At 74.5% G+C, this 16,190-nt stretch carries 13 protein-coding genes and 1 pseudogene; 7 read left to right on the top strand and 7 right to left on the bottom strand.

Going from position 1 to position 16,190, the window contains the following annotated elements:
- Positions 1–82 precede the first annotated feature (82 nt).
- The 4 genes from IG88_RS0131620 to IG88_RS0131605 all read right to left on the bottom strand — a co-directional run bounded on the left by IG88_RS0131620 (position 83) and on the right by IG88_RS0131605 (position 5,257).
- Positions 83–2,212, bottom strand: a complete 2,130-nt coding sequence (locus tag IG88_RS0131620) for a xanthine dehydrogenase family protein molybdopterin-binding subunit (protein WP_037837131.1) — start codon at positions 2,210–2,212, stop codon at positions 83–85.
- A 28-nt stretch (positions 2,213–2,240) separates the two neighbouring features.
- Positions 2,241–3,233, bottom strand: coding sequence for an FAD binding domain-containing protein (locus IG88_RS0131615; RefSeq protein WP_031048717.1), 993 nt, complete (start codon positions 3,231–3,233; stop codon positions 2,241–2,243).
- Complete coding sequence (locus IG88_RS0131610) at positions 3,230–3,793, bottom strand: (2Fe-2S)-binding protein (protein ID WP_030402969.1); 564 nt, start codon at positions 3,791–3,793, stop codon at positions 3,230–3,232. The genes IG88_RS0131615 and IG88_RS0131610 overlap by 4 nt, the downstream gene beginning before the upstream one ends.
- Positions 3,794–4,096: 303 nt before the next feature.
- On the bottom strand, positions 4,097–5,257 hold the full coding sequence (locus IG88_RS0131605) for a hypothetical protein (protein WP_107452362.1): 1,161 nt from the start codon (positions 5,255–5,257) through the stop codon (positions 4,097–4,099).
- 191 nt (positions 5,258–5,448) lie between these two features.
- Between IG88_RS0131605 and IG88_RS39290 the strand changes: the two are divergent.
- Positions 5,449–6,029 (top strand): annotated as a pseudogene (locus IG88_RS39290) (SDR family NAD(P)-dependent oxidoreductase); the annotation flags it as partial.
- Positions 6,030–6,054: 25 nt separating this feature from the next.
- Here the strand turns inward: IG88_RS39290 and IG88_RS0131600 are convergent.
- Positions 6,055–7,182, bottom strand: coding sequence for a YihY/virulence factor BrkB family protein (locus IG88_RS0131600; protein WP_051852138.1), 1,128 nt, complete (start codon positions 7,180–7,182; stop codon positions 6,055–6,057).
- A 190-nt stretch (positions 7,183–7,372) separates the two neighbouring features.
- On the opposite strand from IG88_RS0131600, the gene IG88_RS0131595 reads away from it, so the two are divergent.
- The 4 genes from IG88_RS0131595 to IG88_RS0131580 are packed head-to-tail and all read left to right on the top strand — an operon-like array spanning position 7,373 to position 9,529.
- On the top strand, positions 7,373–7,777 hold the full coding sequence (locus IG88_RS0131595) for a hypothetical protein (protein ID WP_031048711.1): 405 nt from the start codon (positions 7,373–7,375) through the stop codon (positions 7,775–7,777).
- Positions 7,774–8,559, top strand: coding sequence for a hypothetical protein (locus IG88_RS0131590; RefSeq protein WP_031048709.1), 786 nt, complete (start codon positions 7,774–7,776; stop codon positions 8,557–8,559). The genes IG88_RS0131595 and IG88_RS0131590 overlap by 4 nt, the downstream gene beginning before the upstream one ends.
- 38 nt (positions 8,560–8,597) lie before the next feature.
- On the top strand, positions 8,598–9,113 hold the full coding sequence (locus IG88_RS0131585; RefSeq protein WP_031048708.1) for a roadblock/LC7 domain-containing protein: 516 nt from the start codon (positions 8,598–8,600) through the stop codon (positions 9,111–9,113).
- A 41-nt stretch (positions 9,114–9,154) separates the two neighbouring features.
- Positions 9,155–9,529: a hypothetical protein gene (locus IG88_RS0131580; protein WP_031048706.1), complete on the top strand. Its 375-nt coding sequence runs from the start codon at positions 9,155–9,157 to the stop codon at positions 9,527–9,529.
- Positions 9,530–9,620: 91 nt separating this feature from the next.
- Here IG88_RS0131580 and IG88_RS0131575 read toward each other — a convergent pair whose 3' ends face one another.
- Positions 9,621–10,985 (bottom strand): FAD-dependent oxidoreductase, encoded by a 1,365-nt coding sequence (locus IG88_RS0131575; RefSeq protein ID WP_031048703.1) that lies wholly within the window; start codon positions 10,983–10,985, stop codon positions 9,621–9,623.
- Between the two features lie 242 nt (positions 10,986–11,227).
- On the opposite strand from IG88_RS0131575, the gene IG88_RS0131570 reads away from it, so the two are divergent.
- Both IG88_RS0131570 and IG88_RS39285 read left to right on the top strand, forming a co-directional pair.
- The gene (locus tag IG88_RS0131570) at positions 11,228–12,697 is read left to right on the top strand and encodes an MFS transporter (RefSeq protein ID WP_031048701.1); all 1,470 of its coding nucleotides are present in this window, start codon (positions 11,228–11,230) and stop codon (positions 12,695–12,697) included.
- Between the two features lie 89 nt (positions 12,698–12,786).
- Positions 12,787–12,960, top strand: coding sequence for a CsbD family protein (locus IG88_RS39285; protein ID WP_037799605.1), 174 nt, complete (start codon positions 12,787–12,789; stop codon positions 12,958–12,960).
- A gap of 175 nt (positions 12,961–13,135) precedes the next feature.
- Here IG88_RS39285 and IG88_RS0131560 read toward each other — a convergent pair whose 3' ends face one another.
- Positions 13,136–15,880: a SpoIIE family protein phosphatase gene (locus IG88_RS0131560; protein WP_199807522.1), complete on the bottom strand. Its 2,745-nt coding sequence runs from the start codon at positions 15,878–15,880 to the stop codon at positions 13,136–13,138.
- Between the last annotated feature and the right edge of the window lie 310 nt (positions 15,881–16,190).

The following is a 16,190-nucleotide window of genomic DNA, read 5'->3' as shown; positions in this document are numbered from 1 at the left end:
CGCGCGTACGCGTACGAGCAGACGAACGAGCAGACGAACGCGGGCCGCCCCGGGAGAGTCCCGGGGCGGCCCGCGCTCCCGCTCAGACCCCCAGCATGCCCGCGGGATGCCCGTGTTCGACCAGGGCGGTGAGCACCCGGTCCGGGGTGAGCGGCAGTTCGCGGAAGCGGATGCCGGTGGCGTGGTGGACGGCGTTGCCCACGGCCGCCGCCGAGCCCACGATGCCGATCTCCCCGATCCCCTTGCTGCCCATGGGGTTGAGGTGGTCGTCCGTCTCGTCGACCCAGTGCGCCTCCACCTCCCCGACGTCCGCGTGCGCGGGGACGTGGTAGGACGCCAGGTCGCGCTCGACGAAGTCGCCGAAGACCGGGTCCATCGTGCTGTCCTCGGTCAGCGCCATGCCCAGGCCCATCGCCATGCCCCCGATGAACTGCGAGCGGGCCGTACGGGCGTTGAGGATGCGTCCCGCGGCGAAGACGCCCAGCAGCCGCCTCACCCGTACCTCCCCGGAGACGGTGTCCACGCTCACCTCGGCGAAGTGGGCGCCGAACGCGTGCCGGGCGTACGGGCTTTCGGCGTCCGCCTTCCCGGAGGTGTCGGCCTCGGCGGAGATCCCCTCGTCGGGCAGCGGCCCCGAGTGCTCCGCCAGCCGGCCGGCCAGCCGCGTGCACGCCTCGTGCACGGCCGACCCCCAGGACGCGGTGCCGGAGGAACCGCCGGCCATCGGGGCGAACCCGATGCCGCTGTCGGCCACGTCCATCCGCACCCGGTCCAGCGCGACGCCCAGCGCGTCGGCCGCGATCTGCGCGAGCACCGTACGGGCGCCCGTGCCGATGTCGGTGGCATTGACCCGCACCAGGAATCCGCCGTCGGGCAGGGCCCGTGCCGAGGCGACGCACGGGGACACCAGCACCGGATAGGTGGCCGAGGCCACCCCGCTGCCGATCAGCAGGGACCCCTCGCAGCGGGCACGGGGGCGGGGATCGCGGCGCTCCCACCCGAACCGCCGGGCACCCTCGCGCAGACACTCGACCACGTGCCGGCTGCTGAAGGGCTTCCCGCTGTCCGGCTCGGTCTCCGGTTCGTTGCGGATCCTCAGCTCCACCGGGTCGACACCGAGTCCGGCGGCCAGTTCGTCCATGGCGGACTCGAGGGCGTACATGCCGGGACACTCGCCCGGGGCGCGCATCCAGGAGGGCGTGGGCACGTCCAGCGCCGCCACGCGGTGGGAGGTGCGCAGGGCCGGAGTGCCGTACATGACGCGGGCGGGGACCGCGGCCTGCTCCACGAACTCCTTCACCCGCGAGGTGTACGTCGTCACCTCGTGCACCAGGGCGGTGAGCCGGCCGTCGGAGTCCGCGCCCAGGCGCAGCCGGTGCAGGGTCGGCGCCCGGTGTCCGACCACGGCGGGCAGGTAGCGGCGCGGCAGCGCGACGGTCACCCGGCGGCCCGTCTCGCGTGCCGCCATCGCGGCCAGCACCACCTCGGGACGCGGCGTGCCCTTCGAACCGAAGCCGCCGCCGACGTGCTCGGCGTGCACCGTGATCCGGTCCTCGGGCAGCCCGAACAGACGGGCCAGTTCCTTCTGCACCGCGGTGGTGCCCTGACTGGAGCAGTGCACGGTCAGCCGGTCGCCGTCCCAGTGCGCCGTACTCGTGTGCGGCTCCATCGGGTGGTTGTGCAGCGGAGGCACCGTGTACTCGACGTCGACCCGGGTCGCCGAGGAGGCGAGCGCCCCCTCCGGGTCGCCGTACCCGGTGACGGCCGGGAACCCCCCGTTGGCCGACTCGGGGACGTACGCCTCGGGATGCGCGGCGGTGAGCACCACGTCGTGGGGTTCGGTCTCGTACGTGATCCGGACGGCGGCGGCACCCGCGCGGGCCGCCTCCAGCGTCTCGGCCACCACCACGCCCACGAACCAGCCCCGGTGCGGGACGCGCGGGCCCTGGAGCACCGCAAGGGTCGGGTCGTCGGGCGCGCCGAGGCGGGGTGCGTTCTCGTGCGTGAGCACCGCGAGCACGCCGGGCAGGGCGAGCGCCGGCGCGGTGTCGACGCCGGTCACCCGGCCGCGCGGGACCGTCGCCGGCACGGGCCAGGCCTGCGCGCGTCCCGGCGCGTCGAACTCGGCGGCGTACCGGGCGGTGCCGGTGACCTTCTCCCGCCCCTCCCGGCGCTCGACGGGGGCGCCCAGGACGGCATCGGTGGCGGTCATGAAGTCCTCCTCGTGGACGCCGGGTCCGTCAGGTCGTGGCCGGCGGGGCGAGCCGGCCCAGTACGTCCAGGGCCAGCCGGCGGGCCAGCGGCACCTTGTAGGCGTTGTCCCGCAGCGGTTCGGCCGCGGCCAGTTCCAGATCGATCGCGTGCTCGAAGGCCGCCGTGGTGGGCGCCGCGCCCACCAACGCGTCCTCGGCCCGCCGGGCCCGCCAGGGCCGGTGCGCCAGCGCCCCGAAGGCGATCCCGGCCCGCTCCACCACCCCGTCCGCCAGGTGCAGCACCACGGCGACGGAGGCCAGCGCGAAGGCGTACGACGCCCGGTCGCGGGCCTTGCGGTAGGCCGAGGGCAGTCCGGCGGTGGCCGCGGGCAGGACCACACCGGTGATCAGCTCGCCCGGGTGGATCTCCGTGTCCCGCTCGGGATGCACACCCGGCAGCCGGTGGAAGTCGGCGGCGGGAACGCTCCGGGTGCCCTCGGGGCCGTGCAGCTCCACGCGCGCGTCGAGGGCGGCCAGCGACACCGCCATGTCCGAGGGGTGCGTGGCGATGCACTGGTCGGAGTGGCCCAGTACGGCATGGTCGCGGTGCACGCCCCGCAGCGCGCCGCAGCCGGTGCCGGGCTCTCGCTTGTTGCAGGGCTTGGACACGTCCTGGAAGTACGGGCAGCGGGTGCGCTGCAGCAGGTTGCCGCCGGTGGTGGCGGCGTTGCGCAACTGCCCGGAGGCACCGGCCAGCAGCGCCTGGGACAGCGCCGGGTAGCGGTCGCGCACGGCGGGGTGGGCGGCGAGGTCGCTGTTGCGGACCGTGGCCCCGGCCCGCAGCGAGCCGTCGGGCAGCTCCTCCACGGTGTCCAGCGGCAGCCGGGAGACGTCGACGAGCGCGGCGGGCGCCTCCACGCCGAGCTTCATCAGGTCGACGAGGTTGGTGCCGCCGCCGAGGTAGCGGGCGCCCGGGTGGGCCGCGAACGCGTCGGTGGCCTCCTCGACGCTGCCCGCGCGTACGTAGGCGAAGGACTTCACGGGATCACGTCCTCGACGGCGTCGGCGATGCGCGGGTAGGCACCGCACCGGCACAGGTTGCCGCTCAGCCGTTCCCGGATCTCCTCCCGGTCCAGCGCGACCGGCTCCCCGGAGGGGACCGCCGGGTCGGTGACGTGGGACGGGTGCCCGGCCGCGGCCTCGGCGAGCGCGCCGACCGCGGAGCAGATCTGGCCCGGGGTGCAGTACCCGCACTGGAAGGCGTCGCGGTCCAGGAAGGCCCGCTGCACCGGGTGCAGTTCCTCGCCGTCCCCGGCGAGACCCTCGACGGTGGTGACCTCGCAGCCGTCCAGGGCGACGGCGAACAGCAGGCAGCTGTTGACGCGCCGCCCGTCGACCAGGACCGTGCAGGCGCCGCACTGCCCGTGGTCGCAGCCCTTCTTGGCGCCCGCGAGACCGAGATCCTCCCGCAGGAGGTCCAGCAGGACGCGGCGGTGGTCGACGGTGAGTGTGTGCGGTTTGCCGTTGACGCGGAGCGTGGTCTCCGAACGGGAGGACTCCGGTGGGCGGGAAGCGGGGGCGCTCTCGTGCTGGCTGTCCATGGCGTCGCTGACCTTCCGGGACGGGCCGGGCTCCTGTGCCGTCCGCGTATCCACCACACGCCGGATGACACGTGAGGGTGCCCTCAGCGAGCCCCGCCCGTCGGCGGGCCAGGGCACCGGACCCGGGGGAGCGGCCCACGGCCCACGGCCCACGGCCGACGGGCCGCGCGGCAGCCGGGCTGCCGGTGGGCGCGCACACGCCGGTGCGGACCCCGGCCGCCGGAGATCCCGGATCCCCCCGACGCCGTGGCGGCCCTGGCGGCCGGGCGGCACCTGTGTCCGGCCGTCGCTCTCTCCCGCCCGTCAGTCCTCCGCCGGGGGCGGCTGGGAGCCGGGGCGGCCGTCGGAGCCGGGGCGTGAGGTGCGGGCGGTGCCGCGGAAGCGGTCGAGTGTGCGGGCCAGCCCGCGCAGCGGGGACGCCGGTGGTTCGGCCTGCGGCGGCGCGGCCGGGGCGGTGCCCGCGGACTCGCGGTACACGGCGAGGGCCTCGGCCGCCCGTTCCGCCGCCTCCCGGTACAGGTCGCGGGACTGGGTCATGGCCTCGAGCGCCTCGGCGTACATCGCCACCAGCTTGCGCTCGCGCTCCAGCTCCTCCCGCAACGTCAGCAGCCGCCAGTCCTCCCGCAGCGAGCCGAGGGCCGCCACCGCGTCGTCGGGCAGCGGCCTGGCCAGCCCCGCGAACGACGTCACGGCCGCGATCAGCGCGGTCGGCTCGGAGCCGTCCAGGAAGACCGAGCGGACCGAGAAATCACCGGCCGCGTAGTCCTCCGGAGCGGGCGTGCCCGGCAGCACCACCGCGCCGCCGCGCGGCACCTGCACGCCGAAGTCCTCCAGGGCCCAGCTCACCACGCGCAACTGCTGCGGCGCGGCACGGTGCTCGACCACCCGGTGCCGCAGTCCGGGCGGCAGCCACCGCACCAGCGGCACCCTGCCGCGGTGGTCCGGAGTCATCGCCTCGTGCACCACCACGTGGATGTTCCACGGGCTGCGCCCCGCCTCCTTGAGCAGCCTGCGTACGGCCTTGTCGTCGTCCGGGAGGGTGTTGATGCCCCGCAGCCGCAGCCCCGTGGCCGCGTCCCGGTCCCACGTGACGTCCGGGTCGTCCGGCCAGAACACGGTGGCCGGCGAGGGCCAGGCCAGGTCCCAGGCCTCCTCGGCCTCCGCCAGCAGCGTCCACTCCTGCCCGCCCGCCGAGGCCGGTTCCAGGATCAGTCTGGCCCGCACGGTCACGTCGCCGGGGGTCCGCCAGCGCGCCTCGAAGATCCGCGGGCCGGGCGCCCCGGCGGTCCCGGGCTCGGCCCCCGGCTCCTCGGGGGGCTCGAGGAAGTCGTCGACGACGTGGTCGTCCTTGAGCCGTTCCAGCGTGTGCCGGACGGTGTCCTCGGCCGCGGAGCCGACATGACGGCCGCGAGCGGCCCACAGCGTGGGCGGATGTGTGGGGCGGGCAGTGGGAGAGGTCGGCATGGGTCCATCGGGCAGCAGGGGCACGGACGTAGGCAAGTATTGTCGCCGCAGGTCAGCCGAGAGCACCGGGGGTCCGCCGGCCGGGCGTGCCGCGGCGCGGCGCACCGTGCGGCCGACCGGGCCACGGGCGGGCCGTGGGCGGGGGCGGGCAGGAGCAACCCGACCGACCGTACGGCACGACGAGCGGCCACCTGAGGGACTTCGGCCTCGGCGGACGCACCGCACTGGTGTCGGGCTCCTCGCAGGGGGCACCGGGCCGGCGCCGTCGTGGGCGTCAACGGGCGCGAGGCCGGCCGCCTGGAGGAGGGCCTCGCGAAGCTGCGGGCCGCGGTGCCGGACGGTGCGTTCGTGCCGGTCGCGGCCGGCTCCGGGACCGCAGAGGGTGCCGAGCCGGCCCTGCGGGAGCTGCCCGAGGTGGACATCCTCGTCCACAACCTCGGCGTCTTCGGCGCCGCGCCCGCGCCGGAGATCGACGACGAGTGGCGCCGCTGCTTCGGGATCGACGTCCTCGCGGGCGTCAGGCCGACGCGAGCCCATCTCCCCCGGATGAGGGACCGCGGCTGGGGGACGGGGGCGGTACATCGTGAGCGACTCGGACGTCGTGATTCCGGCCGAGATGATCCACTACGGCGTCGCCAAGACGGTTCTGCTCGGGGTCGGCCGTGGCTTCGCCAAGGAGGCGGCGGGCGGCGGGGTCACGGTGAACCGCGTGATCGCGGGTCCCACCCGCGCCGAGGGCGTCGAGGACTGCGTGCACCAGCTCGCCTCCCGCAGTCCTCTCCCGCAGTCCTCGGTCCTCAGTCCGCCCCCTCGCCTCCGCCTCCGCCCCTGGTCCTGCCCTCGCCCTCGTCCCCGGCCGCGCGCCGCCGGTCCGCCTCGTTCCAGGCCCGGGTGTCGCGCGGCTCCACGTACGGCTCCTCCCCGGGCGGGAAGCCGCCGTCGACGACCCGCTGCCGGGCCAGCTCCGCGTCGAACTCCAGGCCGAGCAGCACCGCCAGGTTGGTGACCCACAGCCAGACGAGGAAGACGATCACGCCGGCCAGGGTGCCGTAGGTCTTGTTGTACGAGCCGAAGTTGGCCACGTAGACGGCGAACCCGCCGGAGGCGAGCAGCCAGATCAGCAGCGCGACCAGGCTGCCCGGGGAGACCCACCGGAAGCCCTTGACCCGGGCGTTCGGCGCGGCCCAGTACAGGATCGCGATCATGAAGGTGACCAGCAGGACCAGCACCGGCCACTTGGCGATCGACCACACCGTCAGGGCCGTGTCGCCGACGCCCAGCGCGGTGCCCGCCTGCCGTGCCAGGCTCCCGGTGAAGACCACGATGAGCGCGCTGACCACCGCGAGCACGAGCAGCACCACGGTCAGGGCCACCCGCAGCGGCAGCACCTTCCACACCGGACGTCCTTCGGGCACGTCGTAGACGGCGTTGGCGGCCCGGATGAACGCGGCGACGTAGCCGGACGCCGACCAGACGGCACCCAGCAGACCGACGACCGCCAGCGCGGAGCCCAGGCCCGCCTTGGCCCGTAGCTGCTCCACCGCGTTCGTGAGCACGTCCCGCGCGGAACCCGGCGCGAGCTTCTGGATGTTGTCCAGCACCTCCTGGGTGGCGGACGCCCCGGCGATGCCCAGCAGCGACACCAGCACCAGCAGGGCCGGGAACAGCGCCAGGACCCCGTAGTAGGTCAGGGCCGCGGCGCGGTCGGTCAGCTCGTCGTCCTTGAACTCGGCGACCACGCGCCGCAGCAGCGCCGACCAGGAACGCTTCGGCAGTTCGGCGGGGGAGTCCGGGGCGGCCTCCTCGGTGGCGGCGTCCGGGCCGAAGTGCCCGTCCGGCCGCTCGGGGGCCGGCGGGTGCGCGGACTCGTCCGGCGGTGCGTGCTTCGGGTGCTTCCCGTGACGGGAGAAGTGCAGTCGGGCCATGCCCGACGGGTTGCCCGTCCCGGCGCGGGCACGCTCGGCCACTTGTACGGCGCCGCGGCCGAAACAGCGCAGTATGCCGCACCGCGGGCACGTTCCTCTGGAAAATGCCAAAGCTCTCACCGGACGCGTGCACTTTCCGTAGTGTCGTCGTCACGTTCGCGGTACAGCCGTGCAGGGGAGGGGATCCGGCGTGCCCGGAATCGACGAGAGTCTGCTGGAAGCCATGAGGCTGCCCGGCGCGCGCGGCGCCTCGCTGGTCGACTGGATCAGCGGGCTCGCCCTCGGCGCCGTCGGCGAGGCCCCGGGCGGCGACTGGGAGGCGACCGCCGCGGAGACGGCGGAACTGGGCCGGCACGTCACCGAGAGCGGCTCCCTGGCCGCGGCCGGCACGGGGGGCGGCGCCGAGCCCGGGAAGGAACCGCCGGTGGAGGACCTGATCGCCACCACCGGCGACGCCTACCACCTGCTCAGGTTCGTCAGCACCCCCTTCGACAGCACCGTCTTCCTGCACCTGTGGCTCGACCGCGGTGACGGGAACCTCGCCCTGGCCCGCATCAGGCTGGCCGAGCTGGCCGACCGGCTGGTGCTCGGATGACCCGGGTGACGACCACCTGGACCGCGTACGAGACCGTCGCGGACGCCCTCGGCGCCCTCGCGGCCGAAGGAGCCACCGGCGCCCTGTCGGGCGAGCGGGGCATCGTCTACCTCAAGGCGGGCCGTGTCGTGCACGTGGAGTCGGCCTTCGCCCCCGACCTCGGCGCGCTGCTCACCCGCAGCGGGGCCGTACCGCCGGACGGCTGGTGGGAGGCGGTCGACCGGGGCGGCACCCAGCACCGGGTCGGCCACCGGCTCGTCGACAGCGGCAGGCTCGCCGCCGGCGCGCTGGAGGTCTGTCACCTGGGCGCCCTGTTCGACGCCGCGTACTTCGTCCTGGCCCACGACGGTCGCGCGCAGCGCTTCCGGCCCGGCGCGGCGCACTGGCTCGGCGCGGTCCGCTCCGTACCGGTGGACGTCGTCGTGCGCGAGTCCGGCCGCCGCCGCGCCCTGCTGGACCGCATCTGGCCCGACCCCGCCATCGACACCCTCCCGCTGACCCGGGTGCCGGGCACCGGCTCCGCCGCCCTGCCCGTGCGGCGCGGCCGCACCCTGACCCAGGTCGACGGCGTCCGCACCGCCGCGCAGATCGCCTCGGCGCTGGCCTGCCGCACCTACCACACCCTCGTGGAACTGCGCCGCCTGGCCGCCGACGGGCTCGTGCGCGCTGCGCCGCCCGCCGCCCAGCCCCTGCCGCCCGGTCCGGCACCGCGGGCGGTGGTGTGGGACGACCCCGACACGGCCCTGCTGCGACGGCTTCGAGACGCCTTGGAGGCCCTGTGATCCGCGCGCGCCGCAGGCGCGACGAAAGGAGACTGCTCATGGCCGTCGAGAGCGACGTCCTCGACGAACTGCACCGGCTGCGCAACCGCGTGCCGCGGATGACCGGGGCGCTCGCGGCCACCGTGGACGGGCTCGTCCTCGCCCACGACGCGCCGGGCACCGAACCCGAGGGGCTCGCCGCGCTCACCGCGGCCGCCCTCGGCGTCGCGCACCGCATGGCCGAGGCCACCGCGCGCGGCGACTTCCGCGAACTGCTGCTGCGCGGGGCCGACGGCTACGTGGCCACCTACGCCGCCGGTCCGGCCGCCGTGCTCACCCTGCTCGCCGACGGCCGGGTCAACGTGGGCCGGCTGCACCTGGAGGGCCGGCGCAGCGGCGCGCGGATCGGGGAACTGGTCGCCGCCGGGCTCGGGCCGGAACGCGGCCGGGCCCCGGCCGCCGAACCCGTCACGGCGTCCGCCGAACGCCCCATCGGGACGCTGCCGGTGCGCACGCCGCAGCGGCCCGGCCACCAGCCCACCCCCCAGGCCGGTGGTCACCACCGGCCGGTATGAAGCACCGACCGCACACCGAACACGTACGGAAAGGGAACAGCATGGCCAACCTGGAGACCTCGCTCAAGGAATGCCTCGGCTCCATCGACGGAGCGACCGCCGTCGCGCTGGTCGACTACACCAGCGGCATGGCGCTCGGCACCCTGGGCGGCGGCAAGGATTTCAACCTGGAGGTCGCCGCCGCGGGGAACACCGACGTCGTGCGGTCCAAACTGCGCACGATGGAACACCTGGGGCTCAAGGACGAGATCGAGGACATCCTCATCACGCTCAACACCCAGTACCACATGATCCGCCTGCTCAAGGGCCGCGGCGGCAACGGGCTCTTCCTCTACCTGGTGCTGGACGCGAACCGCGCCAACCTGGCGATGGCCCGCCACCAGCTACGCCGGATCGAGGGTGATCTGGAGGTCTGAGCGCCGTCCCGAACACGCCCGCCCCGGATCCGGCGGGACACGTCCGGCACCGGCCGCCCCGCGAGGAGGGGCCGGTGCCCGACACCACGGCTCAGGCGCCGCTCTCCCGGAGCATGTCCTCGCGCTCGACGTACTTCACGCGCTCGCGCCCCTGCGGCTCGCCCTGCGCCTTCTCCGCGGCGTCGAGCTTGTACCAGCCGTCCCAGGTGGTGAACCGGATGTTCCGCTCGGCGAGGAAGGCGTCCACCGCCTCCGGCTCGGGCGAGACGGGCGTCTGGAGGCGGCCGCCCGCGTAGTCGTCCAGCAGGTTGGACACCGTCTCGTTGGCGTCGCCCTTGGTGTGGCCGATCAGGCCGACCGGGCCGCGCCGGATCCAGCCGGTGACGTACGTCGACTGCAGGTGCTCGCCGGACTCCTGGATCACCCGGCCGCCCACGTCCGGGACCGTGCCCGTCTCCAGGTCCCACGGCAGCTTGGGGAGCTGGTCGGAGAGGTAGCCGACGGCACGGTAGACCGCCTGGACGTCCCAGTCCTTGAACTCGCCGGTGCCCTTGACGTTGCCCGTGCCGTCCAGCTCGGTGCGCTCGGTGCGCAGGCCGACGACCTTGCCGTCCTTGCCGAGGATCTCCGAGGGCGACTCGAAGAAGTGCAGGAAGAGCTTGTGCGGCCGGTCGCCGACGTCGCGGATCGCCCAGTTCTCCAGGGTCTTGGCGACCATGTCGGCCTGCTTGTTGCCGCGCCGGGTCGCGATCGAGCCCTCGTCGTAGTCGATGTCCTCGGGGTCGACGATCACCTCGATGTTGGGGGAGTGGTCCAGCTCCCGCAGTTCCATCGGGCTGAACTTCGCCTGCGCCGGGCCGCGGCGGCCGAAGACGTGGACCTCCAGCGCCTTGTTGGCCTTCAGGCCCTCGTACACGTTCGGCGGGATCTCGGTGGGCAGCAGCTCGTCCGCCGTCTTGGCCAGGACCCGGGCGATGTCCAGGGCGACGTTGCCGACGCCGAGGACGGCGACCTTCTCCGCCTCCAGCGGCCAGGTGCGCGGGAAGTCGGGGTGGCCGTCGTACCAGGCGACGAACTCGGCCGCGCCGTACGAGCCGTCGAGGTCGATGCCGGGGACCGACAGGTCGCGGTCGGCCGTGGCGCCGGTGGCGAAGATCACACCGTCGTAGAAGGCGCGCAGGTCGTCCAGGCTGACGTCGCTCGGGTAGTTGACGTTGCCGAAGAGGCGGATCTGCGGCTTGTCGAGCACCTGGTGCAGGGCCGTGATGATGCCCTTGATCCGCGGGTGGTCGGGGGCCACGCCGTAGCGGATGAGTCCGAACGGGGCGGGCATCCGCTCGAAGATGTCGATGGAAACACCGGGGTCGGCGGCCACTTCGGACTTGAGGAGGGCGTCAGCGGCGTAGATCCCGGCCGGGCCGGATCCGACGATGGCCACCCGCAGTGGGCGGGGCATGTTCAGGTTCCCTTCGAGCGGTAACAGATCGACTCTTGGGGAAGCCTAAGCTAAGGCAAGCCTAAGTCGGTACGCGGGTCCGCTCTATGAGGTCATAAGTACACCTTATGGGATCTCATGGTTGAGGTTGGGGGTCGGCGGCCGGGCACGTGGCTGAGCGCGGGGTTTGAAGGGCCCGTCACGGGTGACGCAGGCGTGGGGCGAAGTGGCGCGTCCCGTGCAGCCTCACGAGGGGAGCCCGTGTGCAGGATACGGAGGACGAACTCGACCCCCGCCGGTGGCGGGCCCTGTGGGTCACCCTGGTCGCCGGTTTCATGACCCTCCTGGACGTGACGATCGTCGCCGTGGCCCTGCCCTCCATGCAACGCGAGCTGCACGCCTCGCCGACGTCCGTGCAGTGGGTCGTCTCCGGATACGCGCTGGCGTTCGCCCTGACCCTGGTGACCGCGGGACGGATCGGCGACGCGTTCGGCAGGCGGCGCGTCTTCCTGGCCGCCCTGGCCGCCTTCGTGCTCTTCAGCGCCGCGTCGGGAGCCGCCCCCGGCATCGAACTGCTCGTCGCCGCCCGGCTCGCCCAGGGAGTCGCCGCGGGCAGCCTGGCGCCGCAGAACTCGGCGCTCATCCAGCAACTGTTCCGGGGCGCGGAACGCGGGCGCGCGTTCGGGCTCTTCGGCGCCACCGTGGGCGTGTCCAGCGCCGTGGGCCCGGTCGTCGGCGGTCTGATCCTGGCACTGGCGGGAGCCGGGGGCTGGCGGTGGATCTTCTACGTGAACGTGCCCGTCGGCCTGGTTGCCCTGTTCCTCGGCTTCCGCCTGCTGCCCCGGGTGGCGCCCGGCGGCCGGGGGCGGCTCGATCCCGTGGGCGTGGCGCTGCTCGGGGCGGGGATCCTGGCCCTGATGCTGCCGCTGGTGCTCGCCGAGGGCGGCGGCCTGACCAGGGTGTGGTGGCTGTTCCCGGCGGGAGCCGTCGTCCTGGTCGCCTTCGCGCGCTGGGAGCGCCGCGTCGCCCGCCGGGGCGGCCAGCCGCTCCTGGAGCCGGGACTGCTCACCGAGACCCGCGGCTACGCCACCGGCGCGGGACTGGGAGCCCTGTACTTCGTCGGGTTCAGCGGGGTCTGGCTCGTCTTCGCGCTCTTCTTCCAGAACGGACTGGGCTACTCGCCCCTCCTGTCCGGCCTGGCGGTGACCCCGTTCGCCGCGGGCTCGGCCGTCGCCGCGGCCGTGGCGGGCCGCCTGGTGGAGCGGCTGGGGCGGCTGCTGACCGTCTGGGGACTGGTCGCGGTCATGGTGGGCCTGGGCACGACCGCGCTGCTGCTCTGGCTCGTCCCGTCCGACACGGCCGCCTGGCTCGCCGCGCCCGCCCTGCTGCTCGGTGGACTGGGCAGCGGCTGCGTGATCTCCCCGAACATCACGATGACCCTGCGCGACGTGCCGGTGCGGATGGCGGGCGCGGCCGGTGGCGCCCTGCAGACCGGCCAGCGGCTCGGCGGCGCCGTGGGCACCGCCGCGCTGCCGGGGCTCTTCTACCTGACGCTGAACGCCACCCACGACGACTACCACCGGGCCGTGGGCCTGTCGGTGGGCACCGGTGTCGCCGCCATGCTCTGCGCGCTGACCGTCGCGGTCCGAGACTGGCACCGGGACCGTCCCGGCGGCGACCGCACGTGCCCGCCGGAGACCTCCCACAGCCACACGCACGCCGGGCAGAACTGACCGCCCCGCCCGGACCGCACGTTTGGAACCGCCGTACCGGGCGACCCGCCGGGCAGACAGCGCAAGCCAACACCGAGAGGTGAACCACTGTGGCCGGCAATCAGAAGTCCAAGGCCAAGATGGAGCAGGCCAAGGGGAAGGCCAAGGAAGCGGTCGGCCGGGCCGTCGGCAACGAGAGGATGACGGCCGAGGGCCGCGCCGCCCAGTCCAAGGGCGACGCCCGGCAGGCCAAGGAGAAGGGCAAGGACGCGTTCCGGCACTGACACCGGTACCGACCCGGTGGCACGGACGCGGGCCGCGGAAGACGGGACACGCTCCCCTTCCGCGGCCCGCGTTCGTGCCGCACCGGCCCCGACCGGGCCCGGGTGAGCCATCTCCACCGGGCCGAGCACGCCGACGGTGCCCGGGCCCGCCGGTCGGGGGCGGTCCCGCGAGCCGTCAGGGCAGCGGCTGCTCCGCCCAGATGACCTTGCCGGCCGGGGTGTAGCGGGTGCCCCAGCGCTCGGCGAGCTGCGCGACCAGGAACAGGCCGCGCCCGCCCTCGTCCGTCATGGCGGCGTAGCGCAGGTGCGGGGAGGTGCTGCTGCTGTCGAAGACCTCGCAGATCAGGCTGCGGTCCCGCAGCACCCGCACGTGGACGGTGTCGCCGCCGTAGCGGATCGCGTTGGTGACCAGCTCGCTGAGGATCAGCTCCGTGGTGAACACCAGCTCGTCCAGGCCCCACTCGCCCAGCCGCCGGGTGACCCGGGAACGCACCTCGCCGACCGCCGCGGGATCGTTCGGCACCTCCCACTCGGCGACCCGGTCCGGGCCCAGCGTCCGGGTGCGGGCGACCAGCAGCGCGATGTCGTCGCCCGGCCGGTCCGGGAGCCGGGCGTCCAGGACGGTCCGGCAGGTCTCCTCGGGCGTCTCGCCGGCCGTCTCCAGCGCACGGCGGAGGTGCTCCAGGCCGACGTCGATGTCGTGCGCGCGGTCCTCGACCAGCCCGTCGGTGTACAGCACGAGCCGGCTGCCCTCCGCCAGCCGCAGCTCCGTCGTCTCGAACGGGAGGCCGCCCAGGCCCAGCGGGGGCCCCGGGGGCACCTCGGGGAACTCCACGGTGCCGTCGGGCCGGATCAGCGCCGGCGGCGGATGGCCCGCCCGGGCGATCACACAGGAGCCCGCGGCCGGGTCGTAGATCGCGTAGAGGCAGGTCGCGCCGGTCACCGGGGCGGTGCCGTCGTCGGGCGTCTCGTCCTGGTCGATCCGGCCGACCAGTTCGTCCAGCAGCCCGAGCAGTTCGTCGGGCGGCAGGTCGAGGGCGGTGAAGTTGTGCACCGCCGTCCGCAGCCGGCCCATGGTGGCCGCGGCGTGCAGCCCGTGCCCGACGACGTCGCCGACGACCAGCGCGACCCGGGCCCCGGACAGCGGGAGCACGTCGAACCAGTCGCCGCCCACCCCGGCCTGCGCGGGCAGGTAGCGGTAGGCGACGTCCAGGGCGTTCTGGTCGGGCAGCCTGCGCGGCAGCAGGCTGCGCTGGAGGGTCACCGCCATGCTGTGCTCGCGGGTGTAGCGGCGCGCGTTGTCGATGGAGACCGCGGCCCGTGCGACCAGTTCCTCGCCGAGTGCCAGCTCGTCCTCGTCGAACGGCTCGGGCTTGGCCGAACGCCAGAAGCTCACCACCCCGAGCACCAGACTGCCCGCGCGCAGCGGCACGGTGATCAGAGAGTGGACGCCGTACTCCACCACCTGTGCGGAGCGCTCGTAGTCCTGCGCCTGCCAGCCCGGGGCCTCGCCGAGGCGGGGCTCCAGGACGGCCCGGCCCTCGCGGAGCGTGCGGCCCTGCGGGGAGGAGTCCACGTAGCGGATCTGTCCGCCCACGGGGTAGAGCGGGACGTCCTCGCTGATGCCGCTGCGCGCGGTCCGGCGCAGCGGCATCGCGCGGTCCGGCTGACCGCCGGCCAGTACGGGGTCGAACAGGTCCACGGTGACGTAGTCCGCGAACCGGGGCACGGCCAGCTCGGCCAGTTCCTCGGCGGTGCGGGTGACGTCCAGGCTGGTGCCGATGCCCACCCCGGCCGCGTACAGGATGTCCAGGCGTTCCCGGGCGGTCTCGGCCCGGCCGGACAGGGCCCGCAGTTCGGTGGAGTCGCGCAGCGTCGCGACGCTGCCGGCCGGGCCGCCGCGCACGTCCGTGGGCCGCTGGTTGATGGCCAGCAGCCGGTCCTCGACCAGGTGCACCTCGTCGGTGGCGGCCTGGCCCGAGGCCAGCAGTCCGGCCAGGTCGGAGGGCAGACCGAGGGCGCCGACGGGCCGGCCCTCGGCGTCGGCCGGCAGGTTGAGCAGCCGCCGCGCCTCGTCGTTGGCCAGCAGCAGCCTGCCCTCCCCGCCGACGATGAGGACGCCCTCCCGGACGCTGTGCAGAACGGCGTCGTGGTGTTCGTACATCCGGGTCATCTCGTGCGGCCCCAGGCCGTGCGTCTGCCGCATCAGCCGTCGGCTCACCAGGGCCGTGCCCCCGGTCGCCAGGGCCAGCCCGACGGCCGCCGCGCTCAGGACGAGGGGCAGTTGGCGGTCGGCGAACCCGCCCACGTTCTCCGTCGTGATGCCGGCCGAGACCAGGCCCACCACCTTCCCGTCGGGGGCCTTGACGGGCACGATGGCCTGGACCAGCGGGCCGATGGTGCCCTCGATCTCCTCGGTCACCGTCTTCCCGGCCAGCGCGGGCCCGATGTTCCCCACGAAGGTCTTGCCGATGCGGTTCGTCTTCGGATGGGTGTAGCGCACGCCCTGCGGATTGGTGACGACCACGAAGTCCACGTCCGTGGCCTTGCGCGCCGCCTCGGCGCGGGGCTGGAGCACCGCCGTGGGGTCGGGGCCGCGCAGCGCCTCGACGATGCCGGGGGAGTTGGCGAACGTCGCGGCCACGGAGACCGACCGGTTGCGGGCCTCCGTGTCGCTGTCGTGCCGTACCTGGAGCACCAGCGCGACCGCCGCGGCGACCACAAGCAGCAGCACGATGACCACGTTCATCACGAAGACCTGGCCGGCCACGCTGCGTCCGGACAGCGCCGAGCGCAGCGCCGAGGCGGACCGCGCGTCCGCCCCCCGCCGTGACCGGTCGGCGTCCTGCCGGTGTCGGACGTGCGGGCCGCCGGGACGACGGGGTGACCGTTCTCCCGATCGACCCATCAGTCGGACCATGTGCTCATGTCTACACTGCCGGGCCCCCGGAGGCGAGGGGCGCCCCCTGCGACGCGGCGGACCGCCGGCCGGGACCGCCGACGGGGTGCCGCAGGCCCGCCGGGTCCGTTCCGGCGGGCGGGCCGAGCGTCCCGGTGCGGCCGTCCGGGTGGCGCGGCAGCGGCGCCTGCACCGTGACCCGGAACGGCCGCGACGCCGCGCCCGCGGTCGGCGCCCGCATCTCCCCCTGGCCCGCCGGCCCGGCCGGCCGTTCGCGCGCAGTCGGCCGGGTCCTGCCGAAGAACGGCGCGTCCGGCGGAAGTTGGGGCAA

This window comes from Streptomyces sp. NRRL F-5650 (genome assembly GCF_000721365.1).
GTDB lineage: Bacteria > Actinomycetota > Actinomycetes > Streptomycetales > Streptomycetaceae > Streptomyces > Streptomyces ardesiacus.
This window is presented reverse-complemented; position numbering and strand designations above follow the sequence as displayed.